15 protein-coding genes are annotated in these 22,577 nt (G+C 67.7%); 12 read left to right on the forward strand and 3 right to left on the reverse strand.

Features of this window, described 5'->3' with window-relative positions; translation table 11 throughout:
• Positions 1 to 26: 26 nt before the first annotated feature.
• Positions 27 to 776 carry a phosphoglyceromutase gene (locus E2F48_RS13890; RefSeq protein WP_133404538.1) on the forward strand — a complete coding sequence of 250 codons (750 nt, stop codon included), beginning with the start codon at positions 27 to 29 and terminating at the stop codon, positions 774 to 776.
• Between the two features lie 114 nt (positions 777 to 890).
• Here E2F48_RS13890 and phoU read toward each other — a convergent pair whose 3' ends face one another.
• On the reverse strand, positions 891 to 1,550 hold the full coding sequence (gene phoU / locus E2F48_RS13895; RefSeq protein ID WP_120165622.1) for a phosphate signaling complex protein PhoU: 660 nt from the start codon (positions 1,548 to 1,550) through the stop codon (positions 891 to 893).
• A 167-nt stretch (positions 1,551 to 1,717) separates the two neighbouring features.
• On the opposite strand from phoU, the gene E2F48_RS13900 reads away from it, so the two are divergent.
• Both E2F48_RS13900 and E2F48_RS13905 read left to right on the forward strand, forming a co-directional pair.
• Positions 1,718 to 2,962: a sensor histidine kinase gene (locus tag E2F48_RS13900; protein ID WP_133404539.1), complete on the forward strand. Its 1,245-nt coding sequence runs from the start codon at positions 1,718 to 1,720 to the stop codon at positions 2,960 to 2,962.
• On the forward strand, positions 2,959 to 3,639 hold the full coding sequence (locus tag E2F48_RS13905; protein ID WP_133404540.1) for a response regulator transcription factor: 681 nt from the start codon (positions 2,959 to 2,961) through the stop codon (positions 3,637 to 3,639). The genes E2F48_RS13900 and E2F48_RS13905 overlap by 4 nt, the downstream gene beginning before the upstream one ends.
• Positions 3,640 to 3,719: 80 nt before the next feature.
• Here the strand turns inward: E2F48_RS13905 and E2F48_RS13910 are convergent, their stop codons facing one another.
• Positions 3,720 to 4,250, reverse strand: a complete 531-nt coding sequence (locus tag E2F48_RS13910) for a hypothetical protein (protein ID WP_133404541.1) — start codon at positions 4,248 to 4,250, stop codon at positions 3,720 to 3,722.
• 255 nt (positions 4,251 to 4,505) lie between these two features.
• Between E2F48_RS13910 and E2F48_RS13915 the strand changes: the two genes are divergently transcribed.
• The 6 genes from E2F48_RS13915 (at position 4,506) to E2F48_RS13940 (ending at position 11,682) form a co-directional block, all read left to right on the forward strand.
• Positions 4,506 to 4,988: a CarD family transcriptional regulator gene (locus E2F48_RS13915; RefSeq protein ID WP_028280415.1), complete on the forward strand. Its 483-nt coding sequence runs from the start codon at positions 4,506 to 4,508 to the stop codon at positions 4,986 to 4,988.
• A gap of 77 nt (positions 4,989 to 5,065) precedes the next feature.
• Entirely contained in the window at positions 5,066 to 6,361 is a 1,296-nt protein-coding gene (ispD, locus tag E2F48_RS13920; RefSeq protein WP_342772594.1) for a 2-C-methyl-D-erythritol 4-phosphate cytidylyltransferase, read from the forward strand.
• Between the two features lie 38 nt (positions 6,362 to 6,399).
• Complete coding sequence (gene cysS / locus E2F48_RS13925; protein WP_133404542.1) at positions 6,400 to 7,842, forward strand: cysteine--tRNA ligase; 1,443 nt, start codon at positions 6,400 to 6,402, stop codon at positions 7,840 to 7,842.
• A gap of 86 nt (positions 7,843 to 7,928) precedes the next feature.
• Positions 7,929 to 8,912, forward strand: a complete 984-nt coding sequence (rlmB, locus tag E2F48_RS13930; protein ID WP_133404543.1) for a 23S rRNA (guanosine(2251)-2'-O)-methyltransferase RlmB — start codon at positions 7,929 to 7,931, stop codon at positions 8,910 to 8,912.
• A gap of 22 nt (positions 8,913 to 8,934) precedes the next feature.
• Entirely contained in the window at positions 8,935 to 11,061 is a 2,127-nt protein-coding gene (gene glgX / locus E2F48_RS13935) for a glycogen debranching protein GlgX (protein WP_133404544.1), read from the forward strand.
• Between the two features lie 72 nt (positions 11,062 to 11,133).
• A complete protein-coding gene (locus E2F48_RS13940; protein WP_133404545.1) occupies positions 11,134 to 11,682 on the forward strand; it encodes a hypothetical protein in 549 nt (182 codons plus the stop codon).
• Between the two features lie 213 nt (positions 11,683 to 11,895).
• Here the strand turns inward: E2F48_RS13940 and glgP are convergent, their stop codons facing one another.
• A complete protein-coding gene (glgP, locus tag E2F48_RS13945; protein WP_133404546.1) occupies positions 11,896 to 14,508 on the reverse strand; it encodes an alpha-glucan family phosphorylase in 2,613 nt (870 codons plus the stop codon).
• Between the two features lie 133 nt (positions 14,509 to 14,641).
• On the opposite strand from glgP, the gene E2F48_RS13950 reads away from it, so the two are divergent.
• Genes E2F48_RS13950 through glgB form a run of 3 tightly spaced genes read left to right on the forward strand, consistent with a single transcriptional unit; the run spans position 14,642 to position 22,244 of the window.
• Positions 14,642 to 16,681: an alpha-1,4-glucan--maltose-1-phosphate maltosyltransferase gene (locus tag E2F48_RS13950; RefSeq protein WP_133404547.1), complete on the forward strand. Its 2,040-nt coding sequence runs from the start codon at positions 14,642 to 14,644 to the stop codon at positions 16,679 to 16,681.
• Positions 16,681 to 18,447 carry a maltose alpha-D-glucosyltransferase gene (treS, locus tag E2F48_RS13955; protein ID WP_133404548.1) on the forward strand — a complete coding sequence of 589 codons (1,767 nt, stop codon included), beginning with the start codon at positions 16,681 to 16,683 and terminating at the stop codon, positions 18,445 to 18,447. Before E2F48_RS13950 ends, treS begins: the two co-directional genes overlap by 1 nt.
• Entirely contained in the window at positions 18,447 to 22,244 is a 3,798-nt protein-coding gene (gene glgB, locus E2F48_RS13960) for a 1,4-alpha-glucan branching protein GlgB (protein WP_133404549.1), read from the forward strand. Before treS ends, glgB begins: the two co-directional genes overlap by 1 nt.
• Positions 22,245 to 22,577: the final 333 nt, after the last annotated feature.

Here is a 22,577-nt window from a genome sequence, read left to right on the forward strand (position 1 = left end):
GCGCGGGATACGGCAGACTAGGACCCATGACTTCTCACAAACTGATTCTGCTGCGCCATGGACAGAGCGAGTGGAACGAAAAGAACCTGTTCACCGGCTGGGTCGACGTGGCATTGACGGAGAAGGGCCGGCAGGAGGCAATCCGCGGCGGCGACCTCCTGGTCGAGGCGGGCCTCCTCCCGGACATCGTCTACACCTCGCGGCAGAAGCGTGCCATCATCACGGCCAACCTCGCGCTCGAGGCCGCCGACCGTACCTGGATCGACGTCAAGCGCAACTGGCGCCTCAACGAGCGCCACTACGGCGCACTTCAGGGCAAGGACAAGGCCCAGACCCTCGCCGAGTTCGGTGAGGAGCAGTTCATGCTGTGGCGCCGCTCCTACGACACCCCGCCGCCGCCGCTCGAGGACTCCAGCGAGTACTCCCAGAGCAACGATCCGCGGTACGCGGACCTCGGGGAGGACCTGCCCCGCACCGAGTGCCTCAAGGACGTCCTCGACCGGTTCCTGCCCTACTGGGAGTCGGACATCAGCAAGGACCTGCTCGCCGGCAAGACGGTGCTCGTCGCCGCCCACGGCAACTCGCTGCGCGCCCTCGTGAAGCACCTTGACGGGATCAGCGACAAGGACATCGCCGCCCTGAACATCCCCACGGGCATCCCGCTGGTGTACGAACTCGACGAGAACCTCACCCCGATCAAGGCCGGTGGCACCTACCTCGACGCCGAGGCCGCCGCTGCCTCAATCCAGGCCGTGGCCAACCAGGGCAAGCACTAGGCACTGCAGCTTAAACCACTGGAGCTTAAACGCGACGGCGGCTTCCTTCCGGAAGCCGCCGTCGTCGTCTATTCAGTTCACACTGTTCAATTCACGCCGCTCAGTTGACGCCGCTCAGTTGAGCGGGGCGCTGGGCTGCCACTCGCCGGTGACGAGGTAGGTGACCTTGCGGGCCACAGAGACCCCGTGGTCGGCGAAGCGTTCGAAGTACCGGCTGGCGAGGGTGACGTCAACGGTGGTCGGCGCCGTCTCGTTCCAGTCGGCGGCGGCGACGGCCTTGAACACCCCTGCGTGAAGCTCGTTCACCCGGGCGTTGGCGGCGTTGATCTCGTTGGTGAGGTCGAGGTTTCTCGTCTCCAGCAACTCGGTGACCTTGCCGGCGATCTGGATGTCCAGCACGGCAAGCTCATCGAAGGTCGGGCGGATCTTCTCGGGGATCACGTGGGCCGGGTAGCGCAGGCGCGCCAGCTGGGCCACGTGCCGGGCCAGATCGCCCATCCGCTCGAGGGAGGCACTCATGCGCAGAGCCCCGACGATCATCCGCAGGTCGCTGGCAACCGGCCCCTGCAGCGCAAGGATGTCGATCGCCCGCTCGTCGAGGGAGTTCTGCAGGAAGTCGATGCGGGCATCGGCCGCGATCACTTCCTGGGCAAGCTCGGTATCGGCACCCTGGAAAGCGCTGTTGGCTTTTTGGATGGCCTCCGACACCAGCTGCGAGATCTCAATCAGTTCCTCGCCAATCTGGTGGAGCTCGGCCTGAAAAACCTTACGCACGTGGGCGTCCTTTCCGTTTGAAGTTTCTACTCACCTGCGGGAAACAGGTCCGCGGGCCAGCTTTTCAGCCCCTCATGAACGTTCCCGCAGCTTTAGGTGAACGTTAGTTGAACCACCCGCCTATTGCCACCGGATGCGGGTCCGGCCGGGATTCCAGCGCATAAGCTATGACCGTGGACCCCGTACTGCTCAGCCTGGTCACCGGGCTCGTCGGCTTGGCCCTTGGCGTGTTCGGGATGCTGGCCTACCGGGCCAGCGAGGCCAAGCACAGCCAGCTCCTCTTCGATGACGAGCCGACCCTTCCCGAGGGTGCGGCCGAGGTGCTCTCCATCATCGGACGCGCCTACGTGATCGTCGACGCGATCGACGGCGTCGTCCGCGCCAGTCCCGCGGCCTACGCCTTCGGGCTCGTTCGGGGGCATACCGTGGTGCACGACGAACTGCTGAACCTGACGGCGCGTGTCCGTCGCGACGGAGTGATCGAGCAGGAGCAGCTCGAACTGCCGCGCGGCCCGCTGGGCAAGGGCACCATCATCCTGCAGGTGCGCGTCGCCTCCCTCGGCGCCGAATACATCCTGATCCTGGCCGACGACCGGACCGAGATCACGCGCACCGAGGAGATCCGCAACGACTTCGTCGCCAACGTCTCCCATGAACTGAAGACCCCGGTGGGCGCCATCTCCCTGCTGGCCGAGGCCCTCGACGACGCCGCGGAGGACGAGGTGGCGGTCCGCCGGTTCGCCCAGCGGATGCATAAGGAATCGGGGCGGCTCTCCGCCCTGGTCCAGGACATCATCGAGCTCTCCCGGCTGCAGGGCGCCGATATCGTGCGCAAGGGCAAGCCGGTGAACCTCAACACCGTCATCCAGGAGGCCGTCGACCGCAACCGGCTGCCGGCGGAGAGCAACTCCATCGAGATCGTCGTCCGCGGCACCGTCGACGAGCCGGTCTTCGGCGACCCCGACCAGCTGATGACGGCCTTCCGCAACCTGATCGACAACGCCATCCGCTATTCGCCGGAAGGGACCCGGGTCGGCATCGGCCTGCGCTCCCGGGACGGGTTGGCCGAAGTGTCGGTCACCGACCAGGGCACCGGGATCACGGCCGAGGAGCAGGAACGCATCTTCGAACGCTTCTACCGGATCGATGCGGCCCGTTCGCGGTCGACCGGCGGCACGGGCCTGGGACTGAGCATCGTCAAGCACGTGGTCTCCAACCACGGTGGCGAGGTGACCGTCTGGTCGATGGCCGGACAGGGCAGCACCTTCACCGTCCGGCTTCCCGAGATGGAATCGGCCGACGACGCGCAGGGCGCCGAAGCCCAGCCGTCCGCCCAGCCGACACCGCAGCCGGATTCAAAGCCAGAGAAAAAGGGCGGGACCAACGCCCAGGAGCAGGGAGTAAGCGCTTGACCCGGATTTTGATTGTCGAGGACGAAGATTCCTTCAGCGACCCGCTGTCGTACCTGCTGGGGAAGGAGGGCTTCGAGGTCGCCGTCGTCGACAACGGGCTCGACGCAGTCACCGAATTCGACCGGGCGGGAGCGGACCTCGTGCTGCTGGACCTCCAGCTGCCAGGGCTTTCCGGAACCGAGGTGTGCCGTCAGCTCCGGCAGCGCTCAAGCGTCCCCGTGATCATGCTGACCGCGAAGGACTCGGAGATCGACAAGGTGGTGGGGCTCGAGCTCGGCGCCGACGACTACGTCACCAAGCCCTACTCGTCCCGGGAGCTCGTCGCCCGGGTCCGGGCGGTCCTGCGACGGCAGGGGGAGCCCGAGGAGCTCGTCTCCGGCACTGTGTCGGCCGGTCCGGTCCGCATGGACGTCGAACGACACGTCGTGAGCGTCGAAGGTACCCAGGTGGCGCTGCCGCTCAAGGAGTTCGAGCTGCTGGAGATGCTCCTGCGCAACTCGGGCCGGGTGCTCACCCGCGGCCAGCTGATCGACCGGGTGTGGGGCGCCGATTATGTCGGCGACACCAAGACCCTCGATGTCCACATCAAGCGGCTGCGGGGAAAGATCGAGCCCGACTCCTCGGCGCCCCGCCACCTGATCACCGTGCGCGGCCTGGGGTACAAGTTCGAGCCCTGAACCGTCGAGCTTTTGGGCCGTTAACGTGCTGAGCCGGGGCCCGGATCGGGCCCCGGCTCAGAGTGCACGGCGGTGGGAAGCTACTCGCCCCCGTGGGCCTCTTCGGTCGCGGCCGGCTCGCTGGGCTCCGGGGTGTATCCGCCCGGGACGAAGTCGCGGTATTCCGCAAGGGTTCCATCGACCACCGGAACGCCATACGTTGCCGTCTCGGACTCGACGGTGAAGTCAAGGTCGACGAGGGATCCGGGGACCTCGCTGACGCCCTGGAGAGTGCCGTCGTCGTCGACCTCGTCCTCGAAGACGTACTTGTCGCCGCCGTCAATGGTGATTTCGGAGGTCTCGTTCGCCCCCTCGATGGTGAGCTGGACCGGCTCGTCGCCGTTGTTGAACACGGTGCCCAGCAGGGTCCCGGGCTCGCCCTCGTCGGTGGAGACGATCAGGATGTTCCGCAGCTCCACCGGGCCGAGGTTTTCGACAATGCCGTCGGACGCCGCGTACTGGCGGGTGGTTGATTGCTCGTTGATCACGCTGCAGCCGGTGATCCCCAGCATGGCCAGCACGACGCCGGCGACGGCGGCCTGCTGCACTCGGCGGTTCGGTGCAATTCTCACAGCTCAAACTCCTGGGGGTCTTCCGGCGCGGCGCCGGGGGTTGGGTGGTGAAACTAGGAAACACACTATCGCCAAAGCACCCATTTGGCGGAGTCCGTTTCACGGCGCATGACAAGGCCCGATCACCGATTCGCCGCCCCGTCAAGAGGCGAATCATAGCTAAACCCGTCCGCTGGAGGCCGCTGACCTGCGAAAACGCGCCGTCGGCGTGTCGCCGCCGTGATAAACTGACTTGCGGGAAAGGGGAAAGTCCACATGGTTTTTGAGGTTGGCGAAACAGTTGTTTACCCTCACCACGGCGCAGCGAAGATCGAAGAGATCAAGATGCGCGTCATCAAGGGCGAAGAGAAGATGTATCTCAAGCTCAAGGTGGCACAGGGTGATCTGACGATCGAAGTACCAGCAGAAAACGTCGACCTTGTCGGGGTTCGTGATGTGGTGGGCAAGGAAGGCCTGGAGCACGTCTTTGACGTACTTCGTGCCGAGTTCACCGAGGAGCCGACCAACTGGTCGCGCCGATACAAGGCGAACCTTGAGAAGCTTGCATCCGGTGACGTCATCAAGGTGGCCGAGGTCGTCCGCGACCTCTGGCGCCGGGATCACGACCGCGGGCTGTCGGCCGGGGAGAAGAGGATGCTCGCCAAGGCGCGGCAGATCCTGATCTCCGAACTCGCACTGGCGGAGAAGACCGACGAAGAGAAGGCCGCGAGCGTTCTCGACGAGGTCCTCGCCTCCTAGGCGGCAGGTCCACACGCACAAGAAGGGCTCCCTGAGGGGGGTCCTTCTTTTGCGTGCGGCTGCCGTAGGGTAATTCCGTGTCCTCCCGCCCCACACCTTTCCAGGAAGCTCCCTCTCCTCCCAGCGCCCCTCCCGCCGGAACTGCGGGCGTGGTGATCGTCGCCGCCGGTTCCGGGCAGCGGCTGGGCCACGGAATCCCCAAGGCCCGCGTCCTCTGCGGCGGCCTCACCCTCCTTGAGCGGTCCCTGCGCTCGGTGCTCGCCTCCGGTGTCGCCCTGGAAATCGCCGTCGTCATCCCCGCCGGTGACGACGTCCTGCGGTCGGTGGCGGAAAGCCTGTCGGGTGCCGTCCCCGTGCGGGTCGTCGCCGGCGGAGCCAGCCGGGCCGGCTCGGTGCGGGCAGGCATCGCCGCACTGTCCGCCGACGCTCCGGTCATCCTCGTCCACGACGCGGCGCGCGCCCTGACCCCGCCGGACGTCTTCAAGAGGGTGGTGTCCCGCCTCGCCGCGGGCGCGGACGCGGTGATCCCGGTGGTCCCGGTGGCCGACACCGTCAAGACCGTGCGGGGCGGCCGGGTTGAGGGAACACCCGACCGGAACGGCCTGCGCGCCGTCCAGACTCCGCAGGGCTTCACCGCGCGCCTGCTGCGGGAGGCGCACGCGGGCACAGGCGCCGGGGATCCGCTGATCACCGACGACGCCATGCTTATCGAGGCCACGGGAACACCCGTTGTCACCGTCGAGGGTGACCCGGCCGCCTTCAAGGTCACCACCCCGCTGGACCTGATGCTCGCCGAAACGCTCGTCCAGGGTGCCGGCACGCCTCCGGCCCCCGCCGATCCCGAGGAGGACCTCATGCCCGACAGCGCACTGCCCCCGGTGGCGCACCTGCCCCTGCCCCGGACCGGTATCGGCACCGACATCCACGCCTATGCCCCCGAACATGCGCCGGCCCCCCTGTGGCTCGCCGGTCTTTTCTGGGAGGGCGAGCGCGGGCTGGCGGGGCACTCCGACGGCGACGTCGTCGCCCACGCCGCCGCGGATGCCCTCTTCTCCGCCGCCGGCCTGGGTGACCTCGGCACCCACTTCGGCACCGACCGCCCGGAAGTCGCCGGGGCCTCCGGGGTGACAATCCTCCAGGAGGCGGCCGCGATCGTCCGCGGTGCGGGGTTCCGCATCGGCAATATCGCCGTGCAGCTGATCGGCAACCGTCCCCGGTTCGCCGCCCGCCGCAGTGAGGCCGAAGCGGTCCTCACGGAGGCAGCCGGCGCGCCGGTGGGCGTCTCGGCGACGACCACCGACGGCCTGGGCCTGACCGGGCGTGGCGAGGGCATCGCCGCGCTCGCCACCGCCGTCGTCATCTCCGCCGGATAACAACAGGCTCCCGGCGCCGGTTCGGCTAATCTGGTGCAGTGAGCCTGAGACTGTATGACACCGCCACCGCCGAGGTACGGGACTTCGTCCCCCTGATCCCGGGAGCCGTCAGCCTCTACTACTGCGGTGCCACCGTTCAGGGCATGCCGCACGTGGGCCACGTCCGCTCGGCCATCGTGTTCGACCAGCTGACCCGCTGGCTCGAGGCACGCGGGTTCCGGGTGACCTCCGTCCGGAACGTCACCGACATCGACGACAAGATCCTCGAAAAGTCGAAGGCCTCCTTCGATGACGCCGAACCGGCGCCGGGCGGTATCCGGAACGAGGAGTGGTGGGCGCTGGCCTACCGCTATGAGCTCGAGTTCAACCGGGCCTACGACACCCTCGGGGTGCGTCGGCCCACCTACGAACCACGGGCCACCGGCCACATCCCGGAGATGCAGGCCCTGATCCAGGAACTGATCGACACCGGCTACGCGTATCCCGCCCCCGACGGATCGGGGGATGTGTACTTCGACGTCCGCTCCTGGCCGGAGTACGGCGCCCTCACCCACCAGAACATCGACGACATGCAGGCTGCCACCGACGCCGACCCGCGCGGCAAGCGCGACCCGCGGGACTTCGCCCTGTGGAAGGGCCACAAGGACACCGACCCTGCCTCATCGTCATGGCCCAGCCCCTGGGGCGCCGGACGGCCCGGCTGGCACACCGAGTGCTGCGCCATGACGCACAAGTACCTCGGGGAGCAGTTCGACATCCACGGCGGTGGGCTCGACCTGCGCTTCCCGCACCACGAGAACGAGCTGGCGCAGGCACGCGCCGCCAAGCGCGGGTACGCGCAGTACTGGATGCACAACGGCCTTGTCACCTTCGAGGGCGAAAAAATGTCCAAGTCGATCGGCAATACGGTCAGCCCGGAGGAGATGCTCACCAGCGCCAAACCGCGCGTGGTGCGCTACTACCTCGGGCAGGCCCACTACCGGTCGGTGCTCGATTACCGCCCGTCCTCGCTCGAGGAGGCCGCGGCCGCCGTCGAGCGCATCGACGGCTTCCTGGCCAAGGCCCTCGCCCGTTTCGGGCCGGCCGCCGGTGCGCCGGCGGACCTGCCCGAGGCCTTCGGGGACGCGATGGATGACGACCTGAACATCCCGCAGGCCCTCGCCGTCCTCCACGAAACCGTGAGGGCAGGCAACACGGCCCTGGCGGCGGGCGACGCCGAGGGGGCGCGCACCGCGCAGGCGGGGGTCGCCGCGATGGTCCGCGTCCTCGGCCTCGATGATGCCACCGACGCCGGATCAGCCGACGTCGAACAGACCGCGGCGCTCGACGCCCTGATCCGGTCACAGCTGCGCGAGCGGGAGGCGGCCCGCGCCGCCAAGGACTGGGCCCGCGCCGACGCCATCCGGGACGCACTGGCCGGCGCCGGCATCGCCGTTGAGGACTCCGCCGACGGCGCCGAGTGGAGCATCGCCGGCCGCTGAACGCACCTGTTTCAGTCCGGGAATGCCGGAGGGCGCCGTCCGCGTAAACTGGTGGAGACTTTTCCTCTATATAAAGGTGTTTCCCCATGGCCAGTCACGGACGTCCAGGCGCGGTGCGCAAGTTGAAAAAGGGCCCCACCATCGGCACGGGGGGCCACGGCCGCAAGGCCCTTGAAGGTAAGGGCCCCACCCCAAAGGCGGAGGACCGCCCATACCATAAGGCGTACAAGAACAAGGAGCTGGCCGAACGCTCCGCAGCCAAGCGCGGCGGCGGCAGGAACCAGGCCTCGGGCGGCCGGAAGGGTAAGGCCACCGAGGAGATCGTGACAGGCCGCAACTCGGTGGTCGAGGCGCTCCGCGCCGGCATCCCCGCCAAGGCGCTCCACGTTGCCATCCGCGTCGAAATGGACGACCGGGTCCGTGAGGCGCTCAAGCTCGCCACCGAGCGCGGCGTCCCGGTGATGGAAACCGGCAAGCCCGAACTCGACCGGATGACCGAAGGTGCGGTGCATCAGGGGCTGATGCTCCAGATTCCGCCCTACGAATACGCCGATGCGCTCGACCTCGTCGACGAGACGGTCGACAAGTTCAAGCGCGGCCACATCGCCAACGCGCCCCTGTTCATCGCGCTTGACGGGATCACCGATCCACGTAACCTCGGCGCCATCATCCGGTCCGCCTCGGCCTTCAGCGCCCACGGCGTCATGGTGCCGGAAAGGCGCTCCGTCGGTGTGACAGCCTCGGCGTGGAAGACCAGTGCGGGAGCCGCCGTCCGCGTGCCCGTGGCCCGGGTGGGCAACCTCAACTCGGCCCTGAAGTCGTTCAAGGACAAGGGCATCTTCGTGCTCGGGCTCGACGGCGACGGCGACATCTCGCTGCCGGAACTGACCCTCGGAAAGGACCCGGTGTGCCTGGTCGTGGGATCGGAAGGCAAGGGGCTGTCCCGGCTGGTGCGCGAGAACTGCGACCAGATCGTTTCGATTCCGATCGATTCCGCCATGGAATCGCTCAACGCCTCAATGGCGGTGGGAATCAGCCTTTACGAAATCTCCCGCCAGCGCTCCGCCTGATCGCGCCGAGCCGGATCCCGTCATGAGCATGCCGCAGCAGGCCCCCGTCGCCTCCAGTGAATTCCCGCAGGGAATGCACCGGCTCAAGGGCCGTTTCTCGGATGGCCTCCACGTCAATGCCGCGGTGTGGGCGCCGTCGATCCCCTCGATCGACGTGCACTTTCAGCGGGAGGACGGCCGGTGGGCCTTCGAAACGCTGCCCGGGCTCGACGGCGGGGTCCACCACGGGGTGGTGGGCCCGATCCCCGCGGGTGCCCGCTACGGGTTCTGGCCGACCGGCGAGCCGCTGCCGCCGGGTCCGGGCTCGGGACCCGGACAGCTGCTGCTCGACCCGTACGCGCGGGCCGTTGAGGTGGAGGAGGCCGGCGGCACCGGGGAGGACCCGGTGTACTTCTCGGTCTTCGTCGACGAGTCCTTCGACTGGGACGGCTCCTCCCGGCCGCGCACACCGTGGCGCGACACCGTCATCTACGAAGCGCACGTCAAGGGACTGACCAAGCTGCACCCCGGGATTCCCGAGGAGCTGCGCGGCACCTATGCGGGCCTGGCCCACCCCGTAATGATCGAGTACCTGCTTGAACTGGGCGTGACCGCCGTCGAGCTGCTTCCGGTCCACTTTTCGATCGACGAACCGCACCTCGGGCCACTCGGCCTCTCCAACTACTGGGGCTACAACACCCTCGGATTCTTCGCCCCGCACTCGGCGTACGCGACCGCGGCGGCTCGCGCCGCGGGTCCGGCGGCGGTCCTCGCCGAGGTCAAGTCGATGGTGAAGGCGCTGCACCAGGCCGGCCTCGAAGTGATCCTCGACGTCGTGTACAACCACACCGCCGAGGGCGGCAAGGACCTCCCGACCCTCTGCTGGCGGGGCCTCGGCGACACCGACTACTACCGGCATGACGGCGCGGGACGGTACGTCGACACCACCGGAGTGGGCAACGCGCTCGACTTCTCGCAGCCGAAGGTGATCGAGTTCGCGCTCGACTCCCTGCGGTACTGGGTCGAGGAGTTCCAGATCGACGGCTTCCGGTTCGACCTCGCCGTGACCCTGGGGCGGGATGAGACCAACACCTACACTCCGCGGCATCCCTTCCTGGTCGCCGTGGGCGCATCGAGTGCGCTGCGGGGAACGAAGCTTATCGCCGAACCCTGGGATGTCGGCATGGGCGGGTGGCAGACCGGAAACTTCCCGCAGGGCTGGGCCGACTGGAACGACCGCTTCCGTGACACCGCCCGCGACTTCTGGCTGCGCGACCAGGCCTCGCTGCGGGCCGGAGGGCACGCCGGCTCACCGGCACGCCTCGCCGATTCCCTGGCCGGGTCGCAGAACCTGTTCCGCCACTCGGGCCGGACCCCGCTTGCCTCGATCAACTTCGTCACCGCCCATGACGGGTTCACCCTCGCGGACCTCACTGCCTACGACCGGAAGCACAACGAGGCCAACGGGGAGGAAAACCGCGACGGCTCCAACGACAACCGCAGCTACAACCACGGTGCGGAGGGCCGCACCGAGAACGACGCGATCATCGCCGCACGGGAGCAGACGGCCCGGAATCTGATGGCCACCCTGCTGATGTCGGTCGGAGTTCCCATGATCACTGCCGGCGATGAGCTCGGACGGACCCAGCGGGGCAACAACAACGCCTACTGCCAGGACAACGAGCTCGCCTGGATCTCCTGGCAGCAGGACGCCGCGGCTCAACGGATGCTCACCGCCACGCGGGCGCTGCTTCGGATCCGCCGGCGGTTCCTCGCCGGTCAGTCCCCGGCCTTCCCCGGCCGGGTCGCCGATTCGGCGCTGCTGTGGTTCAACGCCTCGGGACTTCCCATGACTCCGGCCGACTGGGAGGACCCGTCCACCCGGGTGGTCCAGCTGATGCTTGCCGATCCAGACGGCCAGGCCGGGGCCCTCATCGCGGTCAATGGATCGATCGGGGACCGCAAGATCCATCTTCCGGCCGCGTGGATCCTGCAGGGGCAGGGCCTGGCGGACGCGAGGGCCACGACCATGGAACTCGCCTTCGATTCGGCCGACCCGGCGCTGCGGCGCTCAGGTGCCCGCTTTTCCCTGGGGGAGTCCGATTTCCTCACAGCCAACTCGGTCGCTATCTATCTGTGCCAGCGGTACGTGGGCCGTTCTACCTCCTGAACGCGTCCGTCGACCGGACCTGCCCGCTGATCGAGCCTCGCCAGCCGACGGGACGTCGGTTTAGGGTGCCTTATGCCCAGCCGCAACGGATTCATCGCAGTCGTCCTCAAGACGGCTTTGCTGCTTGCGGTGATGGGGGCGGTGCACGCCCTGACGAATGTGCCGTGGAGCGCATACCGGATCTGGCCGGCTCTGGTGGTGGTCGGATTTCTTCTGGCGGTCGACCTGAGCAGATGGCGTTCCGGACGGCGTCTTCGCGGGGCCCAAAGCCAGGTCGAATCACTGCTGCGGGCCCGGAGTGATGCAGTGCCGGGTGCGCCCCGGGCCTGGAAGCCGGGTCTCGCGACACCAGGGAGGGGCCGGCTTTATTTCCAGCCCCACGGACGGCTAGACGGGAGCGACGACGGCGAACTGATGAGTCTCACGGTGCACGCGGTCGGCCCCGAGCGGGACATCACCGTGTCCGAGGGGTTTTTCCGGATGGGCCCGACCTGGCGCGTTGTGGAGCTTTCGATGCCCGGGGGAGGGGTCGAACTTGCGGGGCCGGCTCACGACCTGCGGAAGGCGCTGGCAGTTCTGCGGCGGTCCGTCGGGGCGGGAGGGGACACCCCGGCCACCTGAACGAACCCAGGCGGCCACTTCTGCCCACTGAACCCGGCCGGCCCGTGGGCATAACAGGATTTGCCCACCGATCAGCCGTGATGGGTGGGCAGGACCGTCTCGGGCGGCGCGTGTTCGTGGATCTGCCCGCTGACGGGCGGCGGTGGGTGGGCAGGACGGTCCCTGGCAAGCCTCCGGTGGGCAGCACCGCCAGGCGGTGCTGCCCACCGGAGGTCAGGCGTTGACGACCAGCCCGAGTTCGGCGCTGGAGGCCAGGGTCGCGTGCCGCGGCAGCACCCGGACCGTGTAGCCGAACGACCCCGAGTGTTCGATCCGGGTGTCCCCGGTGAAGAGGTACCGCCCGCTGCCCAGGTTCTCGGCGACCCGCAGTTCGGCCAGGGTCACATCGCTGAGCTCGTCGTCGCCGGCGGCCCGCCCGTACGCGACCTCCACCGCGACATCGGAGGGGTCGAGGTTGCCGAGGGCGACGTAGGCGTTGACCGTGAGCGCGTCACCGATCTGCGGATCCTCGCTCACGCCGAGGGAATCGACGTGCTCCACCTGGACGGCGGGCCAGCCGCCCTGGATGCGGGTGCGCCATGCGGCTGTGCGCCGCGCCAGGGCGTACCGGTCCTCGGTGGCGTCCCGGCCGGCCCGCCAGGCCGGCTGGTACAGGTGGCCGACGTAGTCCTGGAGCATGCGCTCGGCCGAGACGGCCGGGCCGAGGGTCGCCATGGTGTGCTTGATCATGGCGATCCACTGGTGCGGGATGCCGTCGTGCGAGGGCTCCGACGGGCCGGCCGACCCGGCCGCTGCGGCGGTCACCGATCCATAGAACCGCGGGGCGACCTGATTTTCGAGGAGGTCATAGAGCGCCGCCGCCTCGATGTCGTCACGCTCGTCGGCGGAGGCTCCGTTGTTGGCCGTGGGAATCGACCACCCGTTGTCGCCGTCGTACATCTCGTCCCACCAGCCATCGAGCACCGAGAGGTTGAGGCCGCCGTTGATCGCCGCCTTCATGCCGGAAGTGCCGCAGGCCTCCAGCGGGCGCAGCGGGTTGTTCAGCCAGACATCGCAGCCGGGGAACAGGATGCGCGCCATGGCGATGTCGTAGTTGGGCAGGAAGACGATGCGGTGGCGGACCTCCGGATCGTCGGTGAATCGCACCATGTCCTGGATCATGCGCTTGCCCTGCTCATCCGCCGGGTGGGACTTGCCCGCGACCACGAGCTGGATCGGGTGCTCGGGGTGGAGCAGCAGCGCCTTGAGCCGGGCGGGGTCGCGCAGCATGAGGGTGAGGCGCTTGTAGGTGGGGACACGGCGGGCGAACCCGATGGTCAGCACATCGGGGTCGAGCACCGTGTCGGTCCATGCCAGTTCGGCGTCGGCGGCCCCGCGCTTCTTCCAGGAGGAGCGCAGGCGGGCCCGGACGTCGTCGACGAGGTTGGAGCGCATGCTCCGACGCAGCGCCCAGATCTTCTCGTCCGCGACGTCGTACACGCGGGCCCATCGCTGGTCCAGGACCGATTCGGCCCCGAAGTTCTCGCGGGCGAAGTCGGCGATCAGCGGGTCGACCCAGGAGGGAACGTGCACGCCGTTCGTCACCGAGGTGATGGGCACCTCGCGGGTGTCGAATCCCGGCCAGAGCCCGGAGAACATGCCGCGGGAGACCTCGCCGTGGAGTTTGGAGACGCCGTTGGCCCGCTGTGCCAGCCGCAGGCCCATGACGGCCATGTTGAACTTCGCCGGGTCGCCGCCCTCATAGTTCTCGGCGCCCAGGGCCAGCACCTTGTCGGTCGGTACGGACGGCGCCAGCCCCGCGTTGAAGAAGTGCTCGATCTGTGCGCGCTCGAAGCGGTCGATGCCGGCCGGCACCGGAGTGTGGGTGGTGAACACCGTTGAGGCCCGGCCCGCGGTGAGGGCCTCCTCCCAGCTCATCGGCGCTTCGCTGGCCGAATCCATCAGTTCGCGGATCCGCTCGATGCCGAGGAAGCCGGCGTGGCCCTCATTGGTGTGGAACACCTCCGGCGCCGGAGCGCCGGTGAGGCGCTGGAAGATGCGCAGGGCCTTGACTCCGCCCATGCCCAGCAGGAGTTCCTGCTGGAGGCGCTGGTCCCCGCCGCCGCCGTACAGCCGGTCGGTGACCGTGCGCGCTGCTTCGTCGTTGCCGGGCAGGTTGGAGTCAAGCAGCAGCAGCGGAACGCGGCCGACGTCGGCGCGCCAGATGTGCGCAATCAGCTGGCGTCCGTTGGGCAGGGGGAGGACCACGCGGGCGGGCGTGCCGTCCTCCTCGCGGAGCAGAGTGAGGGGAAGCCCGTCCGGATCGAGTACCGGATAGGTCTCCTGCTGCCAGGCGTCGCGGGAGAGCGACTGCATGAAGTAGCCGGCCTGGTAGAGCAGCCCGACGCCGACCAACGGCACCCCGAGGTCCGAGGCCGCCTTGAGGTGGTCACCGGCAAGGATCCCGAGGCCGCCGGAGTACTGGGGCAGCACGGCGCTGATGCCGTATTCGGGGGAGAAGTAGGCGATGGAGCGGGGAGCGTCAGCGCCGAGTGACTGGTACCAGCGCGGCTCGGTCAGGTAGCTGTCCAGGTCGGCGCCCAGCTCCTGGATGCGGGCGACGAGCTTCTCATTGGCTGCGAGCTGCTGCAGCCTCTCGCGCGTCACCGATCCGAGGAAGGCCACGGGGTCACGGTTGCTCGCTTCCCAGGCCGCAGGGTCGATGTCCTCGAACAGGCGCGTTGTCGGCAGGTGCCACGACCAGCGCAGGTTGCCCGCCAGCTTGCCCAGAGGGGCAATGCTTTCGGGGAGGACGGTTCGGACTGTAAATCTACGGATTGCCTTCACTTTGGTTACGCTAGCGCACTTGCGTTCCGCTGGGGAGCACCGGGCGTAACCGCTTACGTAATCGCCGAAGATATCGTTCTATTACGCGAAGCCCCCTTAGCATTTCGCTCCAATACTCGCTAACGTGCTGTGGGTGACCCTATCTAGCGAACTACCACGTCAAGGCACCTATGCGGAAGGGCTGCGGTTCGGCCGCATCCCCATCACGGGCGTCAGTCCGGTCGTCGAGGGAGGCCAATTCCCCGCCAAGGCTGTGCCCGGGGCGGACGTCGTCGTCGGTGCGACCGTGTTCCGGGAAGGCCACGACCAACTGGGCGTCTCGGCGGTGCTGTACGACCCGGAGGGCAAGGAAGAGCAGCGGATCCGCCTGCACCCGGTGGGCGCTGGCCTGGACCGGTGGCAGGGCCTGCTCCGTCCCACCGCCGCCGGCCTCAACACCTTCACCATTGAAGGCTGGTCCGATCTCTACGGGACCTGGGTCCACGATGCGACGGTGAAGATCGCCGCGAACGTCGACGTGGAACTGATGCTCGCCGAAGGGGCCGCCCTGTTCACCCGGGCCGCCGCCGACCGGTCGCCCCGCGACGCCGAACTGTTCCGCCGCACCGCCGCAACCCTCGCGGACACTGCCTTCAGTGTCGAGGAACGCCTCTCGGCCGGCAGCACGCCCGAAATCCTCGACGCGATCGAGCGTGAGCCGATCCGCTCCTTGGTGACCCCGTCGGAGGCCTACCCCATCCTGGTTGAGCGCGACCGGGCCGGGCGCGGTGCCTGGTACGAATTCTTCCCGCGCTCCGAGGGAGCCGTGTACGACGCCGCCGCCGCCCGCTGGATCTCCGGCAACTTCCGTACGGCCGCCAAACGCCTCGACGCGGTCGCGGACATGGGCTTCGACGTCGTCTACCTGCCCCCGATCCACCCCATCGGCGAAACGCACCGCAAGGGCCCGAACAACACGCTCACCGCGGCCCCGGGTGATCCCGGCTCGCCGTGGGCCATTGGCTCGGTCGACGGCGGCCATGACGCCATCCACCCGGACCTTGGCACCTTCGAGGACTTCGACGCGTTCGTGGCCCGGGCCGCGGAGCTGAACCTTGAGGTCGCCCTCGACTTCGCGCTCCAGGCCTCCCCGGACCACCCCTGGGTCACCGAGCACCCAGAGTGGTTCACGACGCGCGTGGACGGCTCGATCGCCTATGCCGAGAACCCGCCCAAGAAGTACCAGGACATCTACCCCATCAATTTCGACAACGATCCGGTCGGGCTGCCGCAGGAGATCCTGCGGATCGTGCTGCTGTGGGTGGACCACGGCGTGAAGATCTTCCGCGTCGACAATCCGCACACCAAGCCGGTCCAGTTCTGGGAGTGGCTCATTGCGCAGGTCAACGCCAAGCACCCCGACGTCGTCTTCCTCGCCGAGGCCTTCACCCGGCCCGCGATGATGCACGCCCTGGGCCGCGCCGGCTTCCAGCAGTCGTACACCTACTTCACCTGGCGGAACACCAAGACGGAGATCGAGGAGTACTTCACCGAGGTCAGTAAGGTCTCGGCGCCCTACTTCCGGCCGAACTTCTTCGTGAACACCCCGGACATCCTCACGGCGTTCCTGCAGTTCGGCGGCCCGGCGGCGTTCAAGATCCGCGCGGTGCTCGCCTCGATGGCGAGCCCGCTGTGGGGCGTGTACTCCGGCTACGAGCTGTTCGAGCATGTTGCCCGTCCGGGCGCCGAGGAGTACATCGACAATGAGAAGTTCGAATACCGCCCGCGCGACTACGCCGCAGCCGAGGCGGAGGGGCGTTCGCTGGCCCCGTACCTGACCCGGCTCAACGCGATCCGGCGGGCGCACCCCGCCCTGGGGGACCTCGAGAACCTGACCGTCCACTCGAGCACCGACTCGGCAACGGTCGTGTTCTCCAAGCACAAGGAGACCGAGAACGGGAAGGACACGCTCATCATCGTGGTGAATGTCGACCCGCACAGCGCCCGCGAGAGCACGGTATCCCTCAATCTCGACGCCCTCGCGATCGATCCGGAGGACCGCAACGAGGACGGCACGTTCCGCGTCGACGACCTCCTCACCGGTTCAAGCTGGAACTGGGGCGAACATAATTACGTCAGGCTGGACGCCCACGTGGAACCGGCACACATTCTCTATGTCAGGAGGAAGCACTAGTGCCCAACCCCTTCCAACTCAATGCACCCGGACTTGCGCACGACCCCCACTGGTACCGCAAGGCCGTCTTCTACGAAGTACTGGTGCGGGGATTCGCGGACGCCAACGGCGACGGGTCGGGTGACTTCTCCGGGTTGATCGACAAGCTCGACTACCTGCAGTGGCTCGGTGTGGACTGCCTGTGGCTGCCCCCGTTCTTCAAATCGCCGCTGCGCGACGGCGGTTACGACATCGCCGACTACTACGACGTGCTCGATGAATTCGGCACCATCAGCGACTTCAAGCGGCTGGTGGCCGAGGCGCATGCCCGTGGCGTGCGCGTCATCATCGACCTGCCCCTGAACCACACGTCGGACCAGCACCACTGGTTCCAGGAGTCGCGCCGCGACCCCGAGGGCCCCTACGGCGACTTCTACGTCTGGAGCGACACCGACGAGAAGTACCAGGACGCGCGCATCATCTTCGTCGACACCGAGGAGTCCAACTGGACCTTCGACCCGGTCCGCCGACAGTTCTTCTGGCACCGGTTCTTCAGCCACCAGCCGGACCTCAACTTCGAAAACCCGAAGGTCATCGAGGCGATCTTCAATGTGGTGCGGTTCTGGCTCGACCAGGGGATCGACGGGTTCCGCGCCGACGCCATCCCCTACCTCTTCGAAGAGGAGGGCACCAACTGCGAGAACCTGCCCAAGACGCACGAGTTCCTTAAGGACCTGCGCGCCATGGTCGACGAGAACTACCCCGGACGCGTGATCATCGCCGAGGCAAACCAGATGCCGGAGGAGGTCGTCGAATACTTCGGCGACGAGACCGGTCCGGAGTGCCACATGGCGTTCCACTTCCCGATCATGCCCCGGCTCTTCTACGCCCTGCGGGACCAGAAAGCCGCCCCCATCATCGAGACGATGAAAGAGACGCCGTCGATCCCCGGCGGAGCCCAGTGGGGGACCTTCCTGCGGAACCATGACGAGCTCACCCTCGAGATGGTCACCAACGAAGAGCGTGAGGCGATGCTCGGCTGGTACGCGCCGGATTCCCGGATGCGCGCCAACGTCGGCATCCGGCGCCGCCTGTCGCCGCTGCTCGACAACTCCCGGGCCGAGGTGGAACTGATCCACGCCCTGCTGCTGTCCCTGCCGGGCAGCCCGTTCCTCTACTACGGGGACGAGATCGGCATGGGGGACAACATCTGGCTCGAGGACCGGGATGCCTCCCGCACCCCGATGCAGTGGAACCCAGACCGCAATGCCGGGTTCTCCACCGCCGACCCGGGCAAGCTGTACCTGCCCGTGGTGCAGTCGCTGGTGTACCACTACAACCACGTCAACGTTGAGGCGCAGCTTGCCACCTCCAGCTCCCTGCTTCACTGGATGCGCCAGATGCTCGCCGTCCGCCGCGCCAACCCGGCCTTCGGGCTCGGGGACTACCGCAACGTGCCCACCGAGTCCGAGTCCGTCCTCGCGTTCGTCCGCGAGGTCCACGAGGGCAACTCCGAGGGCGAGCGTCCGGAAGTGGTGCTCTGCATCTTCAACCTCTCCCAGCACCCCGTCGCAGCCAACCTGCACCTCCCCGAATTCGCCGGCAGGGGCCTGCGGGACCTGTTCGGCGGAATGCCCTTCCCGGCCTTCGCCGAGGACGGCAACATCACCCTGACCCTTGGAAGCCATGCCTTCTACTGGCTCCGGCTGCGATCGGCAAGCTCGAACAGCGCATCGCCCCACACCGCGGCGCTGCCCGTCATACCTATCCCGGAGGCTATTAAGTAATGGGACCCCACACGCCTTTCCTTCCAGAAATCCTTACCGAGTGGCTTCCGGCACAGCGCTGGTTCCCCGCCCGCGGCAAGGACATTTCACTCACCGTTGTCGGTGGGACGGTCCTGGACGACCCGACCGGCCAGGCCGCCCTCGAGGTGAACTTCCTCGCCGTCGGCTCCGGCCGGCGCACCGACGTCGTTCATGTCCCGCTCAGCTACCGGGCGGAGCCCCTCCCCGAGGCGGCCTCCGGGCTCCTCGGACAGATTGAGCATCCGGACCTCGGCAAGCGCTGGGTCTACGACGCCACCCACGACCCGGCGTTCGTCAACGCCTGGGTTGAACTGATCCGCGCTTCCGGCGCCAGCGGCGACGGACGCGTGAAGGGACTGGCCCTCGAGAACCTGCCGGCGCCCACTCCGAAGCAGCCCATCAAGGTGCTGAAGGGTGAGCAGTCAAACACGTCGGTCGTCGTCGGATCCGGTCCGTCCTCGATGATCGTGAAGTTCTTCCGTGTGCTCGCCGCGGGCAAAAGCCCCGACGTCGACGTTTGCGCGGGGCTGACGGCCGTAGGTTCAACCGACGTTCCCGACACCTTCGGCTGGGTCACCGGTGAATGGCAGCTGCCGAACACTGAGCCCGGAAATCACGTCACCGGCCACGTGAGCGTGCTGCGCGACTTCATCGAGGGCAGCACCGATGCTTGGCGCGTCGCCTCCCTGGCCGCCTCGGCGGGAACCGACTTCAGCGCGGAGGCCCACGAACTAGGTGCCCTCGTGGCCCGGATTCACGGGCAGCTCGAGGAAGCCTTCGGCAGCAGCCAGGCCACCGCCGCCGAGCAGGAGGCCTTCAAGGACGCACTCACCCGGCGCATCGAGTGGGCCTGGGCCGAGGCAGGCACGGCCGTCGGGCCGCTTGAAGATGACATCGAGGCCGTCCTCTCCCAGGTGCGCGGACTTGAGGCGCTGCCCGCCCTGCAGCGGATCCACGCAGACCTCCACCTCGGGCAGATCCTGCGGGCCCCGGACGGTTCCTGGCTCATGCTCGACTTCGAAGGCGAACCGCTGCGCCCAACCGCTGAGCGGAGCGTCCCGGACGTTCCGCTGCGTGACGTCGTGGGCATGGTTCGTTCCCTCGAGTACGCCGCCGCGTCCCGCGGCGCGTCGCCCGAAGGCTCTCCGGAGGCACTCGCCGGTGAGCAGTGGGCCGCCGCGGCGACCTCGGCGTTCCTTGCCGGATATGCCTCCGAGAGGGGCCGCGAGGTGGACCCCGCTTCGCCCCTGTTCCGGGCACTTTGGCTCGACAAGGCCCTCTACGAGGTGGTCTACGAGCTGCGGAACCGGCCCGAGTGGGTCGAGATGCCGGCGCGTGATGTCCGCCACGCTCTGACCGGCCAACCCCTGGCCGCCCCCGTGGGCGCCATGGCAGCCGCAGCGTCCGGCGGCACTCCCGCTTCCGCAGGGGCCGCGGCCGAGCCCCCTGCCGCACCGCTCGCTCCCACCGGAGCCGGACCCCGGGCCGGCTCCACCACCGGGCAGGGTTCCGCTGATGCGGCGGTTTCCGGTGGTGCCGCATCCGGTGCGCGGAAGGGTGCCGCGGCGCCCTCGGGTCCGCCGTCGGACCCCACGCCCATCGCGGTACCGCGGGATGTCCTGCAGCAGGTCTCGGACGGCATGCACCACCAGCCGCACGCGGTGCTCGGCGCGCACCTCGACGATTCCGGGACCGTCACCATCCGCACCCTGCGCCGGCTGGCGCGTTCCGTCGTCGTCGTGACCGGCAGCGGGCGGACGGAACTCACGCACGAGCACAACGGAATCTGGGTCGGGACCGTCGCCGCGGAAACCCCGGGCCACGTTCCGGATTACCGGCTGGAGGTCGCCTACGAGGGCGAGCCTCAGCTGATGGATGATCCCTACCGGTTCCTGCCAACTCTCGGCGAGATCGATATGCACCTCATTGCCGAGGGCCGGCACGAGACCCTGTGGACAGCCCTGGGGGCCCACGTCCGGCACTACTCCTCGGTGCTAGGGGCGATCGACGGCGTCTCCTTCGCCGTCTGGGCGCCCAGCGCTCGAGCCGTGCGGGTCAAGGCCGACTTCAACGGCTGGGACGGCAGCATCAACGCCATGCGCGCGCTCGGCAGCTCGGGGGTGTGGGAAATCTTCATCCCCGGCGCCCAGGCCGGTGCCGTCTACAAGTACGAGATCCTTGGCAGCGACGGGCACTGGCGCGAAAAGGCCGACCCGATGGCCCGCGGCACCGAGGTGCCTCCGTTGACCGGTTCACGCGTCGTCGAGTCACGCTACGCCTTCGAAGACGACGCCTGGATGACTGAACGCGCCTCAAAGGACCCGCACAACGGACCGATGAGTGTCTATGAGGTGCACCTCGCGTCCTGGCGTGTCGGCCTGAGCTACCGCGACCTCGCGGAGCAGCTCGTCGAGTACGTCACCTGGCAGGGATTCACGCACGTCGAGTTGATGCCCGTCGCGGAGCACCCGTTCGGCGGTTCCTGGGGCTACCAGGTCACTTCGTACTTCGCGCCGACGTCCCGGTTCGGTCACCCCGACGATTTCAAGTACCTCGTCGACAAGCTCCACCAGGCCGGCATCGGCGTCATCATGGACTGGGTTCCGGCACACTTCCCGAAGGACGAGTGGGCGCTGGCCAAGTTCGACGGCGGAACGCTCTACGAACACGGTGATCCCCTGCTGGGTGAGCACATGGACTGGGGAACGCTGATTTTCGACTTCGGACGCCGGGAGGTGCGCAACTTCCTCGTCGCCAATGCGCTGTACTGGCTCGAGGAGTTCCACATCGACGGGCTGCGGGTCGACGCCGTGGCATCGATGCTCTACCTCGACTACTCGCGGGAGGAAGGCCAGTGGCGGCCGAACCGCCTCGGCGGACGGGAAAACCTCGAGGCCATCTCCTTCCTCCAGGAAGTGACCGCCACCGCGTACAAGCGGGCACCGGGGATCGTCATGATCGCCGAGGAATCCACGGCATTCCCGGGCGTTACCCGGCCGACGAGTGCCGGCGGCCTGGGCTTCGGGTTGAAGTGGAACATGGGCTGGATGCACGACACCCTCCAGTACATGGCCGAGGATCCGATCAACCGGTCCTACCACCATGGCAAGGCCACGTTCTCGATGGTGTACGCGTACACCGAGAACTTCCTCCTCCCCATCAGCCATGACGAGGTGGTGCACGGCAAGGGCTCGCTCCTCCGGAAGATGCCGGGGGACCGCTGGCAGCAGCTGGCCAATGTGCGCGCCTACCTTGCCTTCCAGTGGGCCCACCCGGGCAAGCAGCTGATTTTCATGGGCTCGGAGTTCGCCCAGGAATCCGAATGGGCGGAACAGCACGGCCTCGACTGGTGGCTGTGCGACACCCCGCCGCACCGCGGTGTGCAGGAACTCGTGCGCTCGCTCAACACTGTGTACCGGGAGACCCCGGCGCTGTACGCGCGGGACAACGAGCCGGCCGGCTTCCAGTGGATCGATGAGAACGACGGCGGACGCAACACGCTGTCGTTCATCCGGTGGGACCACCAGGGCAACCCACTCGTCTGCATCGCCAACTTCGCCGGCGGCCCGCACGAGGGATTCCGCGTCGGCCTGCCCTGGGCGGGGGAGTGGGCCGAGGTCCTCAACACCGACGCAGAGCAGTTCGGCGGATCCGGCGTCGGGAACGGTGCCATCACCGCCATCGAGGGCGGGCACAACGGCCAGCCCGCGCACGCGGATCTGCGCGTTCCCCCCTTGGGCGTCCTGTACCTGGCGCCCAAGACTGCCAGGGCGTAACCGCTCATCCGGCCTCCGCCGGACCTCGACGAGGTCCGGCGGAGGTTTACATTCAGCCCTCAAGGGTGCTAGTGTTTATATCCGCGCTGATCGAAGTTCTCGGTCGGATGGCGACCACAAGAACGGTTGGGAGCGGGATCTGTTGATCCCAAAATCCAGCCGGTTGGGGGTCCAGCTGGAAACAGCCGGAACGGTGGAAACCAGCCGATTTGCGGGGATGGTCGGGTGCGGGTAGGCTTGTAAAGTTGCTCCGGAGCGAGGATGGCCTGGTTTTGTCGGGTTGTGTGGTGCCGGTAGTGCCTGTTGTTTGAGAACTCAATAGTGTGCCAAGTT

Source organism: Arthrobacter crusticola, from assembly GCF_004357995.1.
Classification (GTDB): Bacteria; Actinomycetota; Actinomycetes; order Actinomycetales; family Micrococcaceae; genus Arthrobacter_D; species Arthrobacter_D crusticola.

Bases quoted from the DNA above. Each gene is read 5' to 3' on its own strand.
- E2F48_RS13890 (WP_133404538.1), top strand. From the start codon at position 27: ATGACTTCTCACAAACTGATTCTGCTGCGCCATGGACAGAGCGAGTGG.
- E2F48_RS13900 (WP_133404539.1), top strand. From the start codon at position 1,718: ATGACCGTGGACCCCGTACTGCTCAGCCTGGTCACCGGGCTCGTCGGC.
- E2F48_RS13915 (WP_028280415.1), top strand. From the start codon at position 4,506: ATGGTTTTTGAGGTTGGCGAAACAGTTGTTTACCCTCACCACGGCGCA.
- rlmB (WP_133404543.1), top strand. From the start codon at position 7,929: ATGGCCAGTCACGGACGTCCAGGCGCGGTGCGCAAGTTGAAAAAGGGC.
- glgX (WP_133404544.1), top strand. From the start codon at position 8,935: ATGAGCATGCCGCAGCAGGCCCCCGTCGCCTCCAGTGAATTCCCGCAG.
- E2F48_RS13940 (WP_133404545.1), top strand. From the start codon at position 11,134: ATGCCCAGCCGCAACGGATTCATCGCAGTCGTCCTCAAGACGGCTTTG.
- glgB (WP_133404549.1), top strand. From the start codon at position 18,447: ATGGGACCCCACACGCCTTTCCTTCCAGAAATCCTTACCGAGTGGCTT.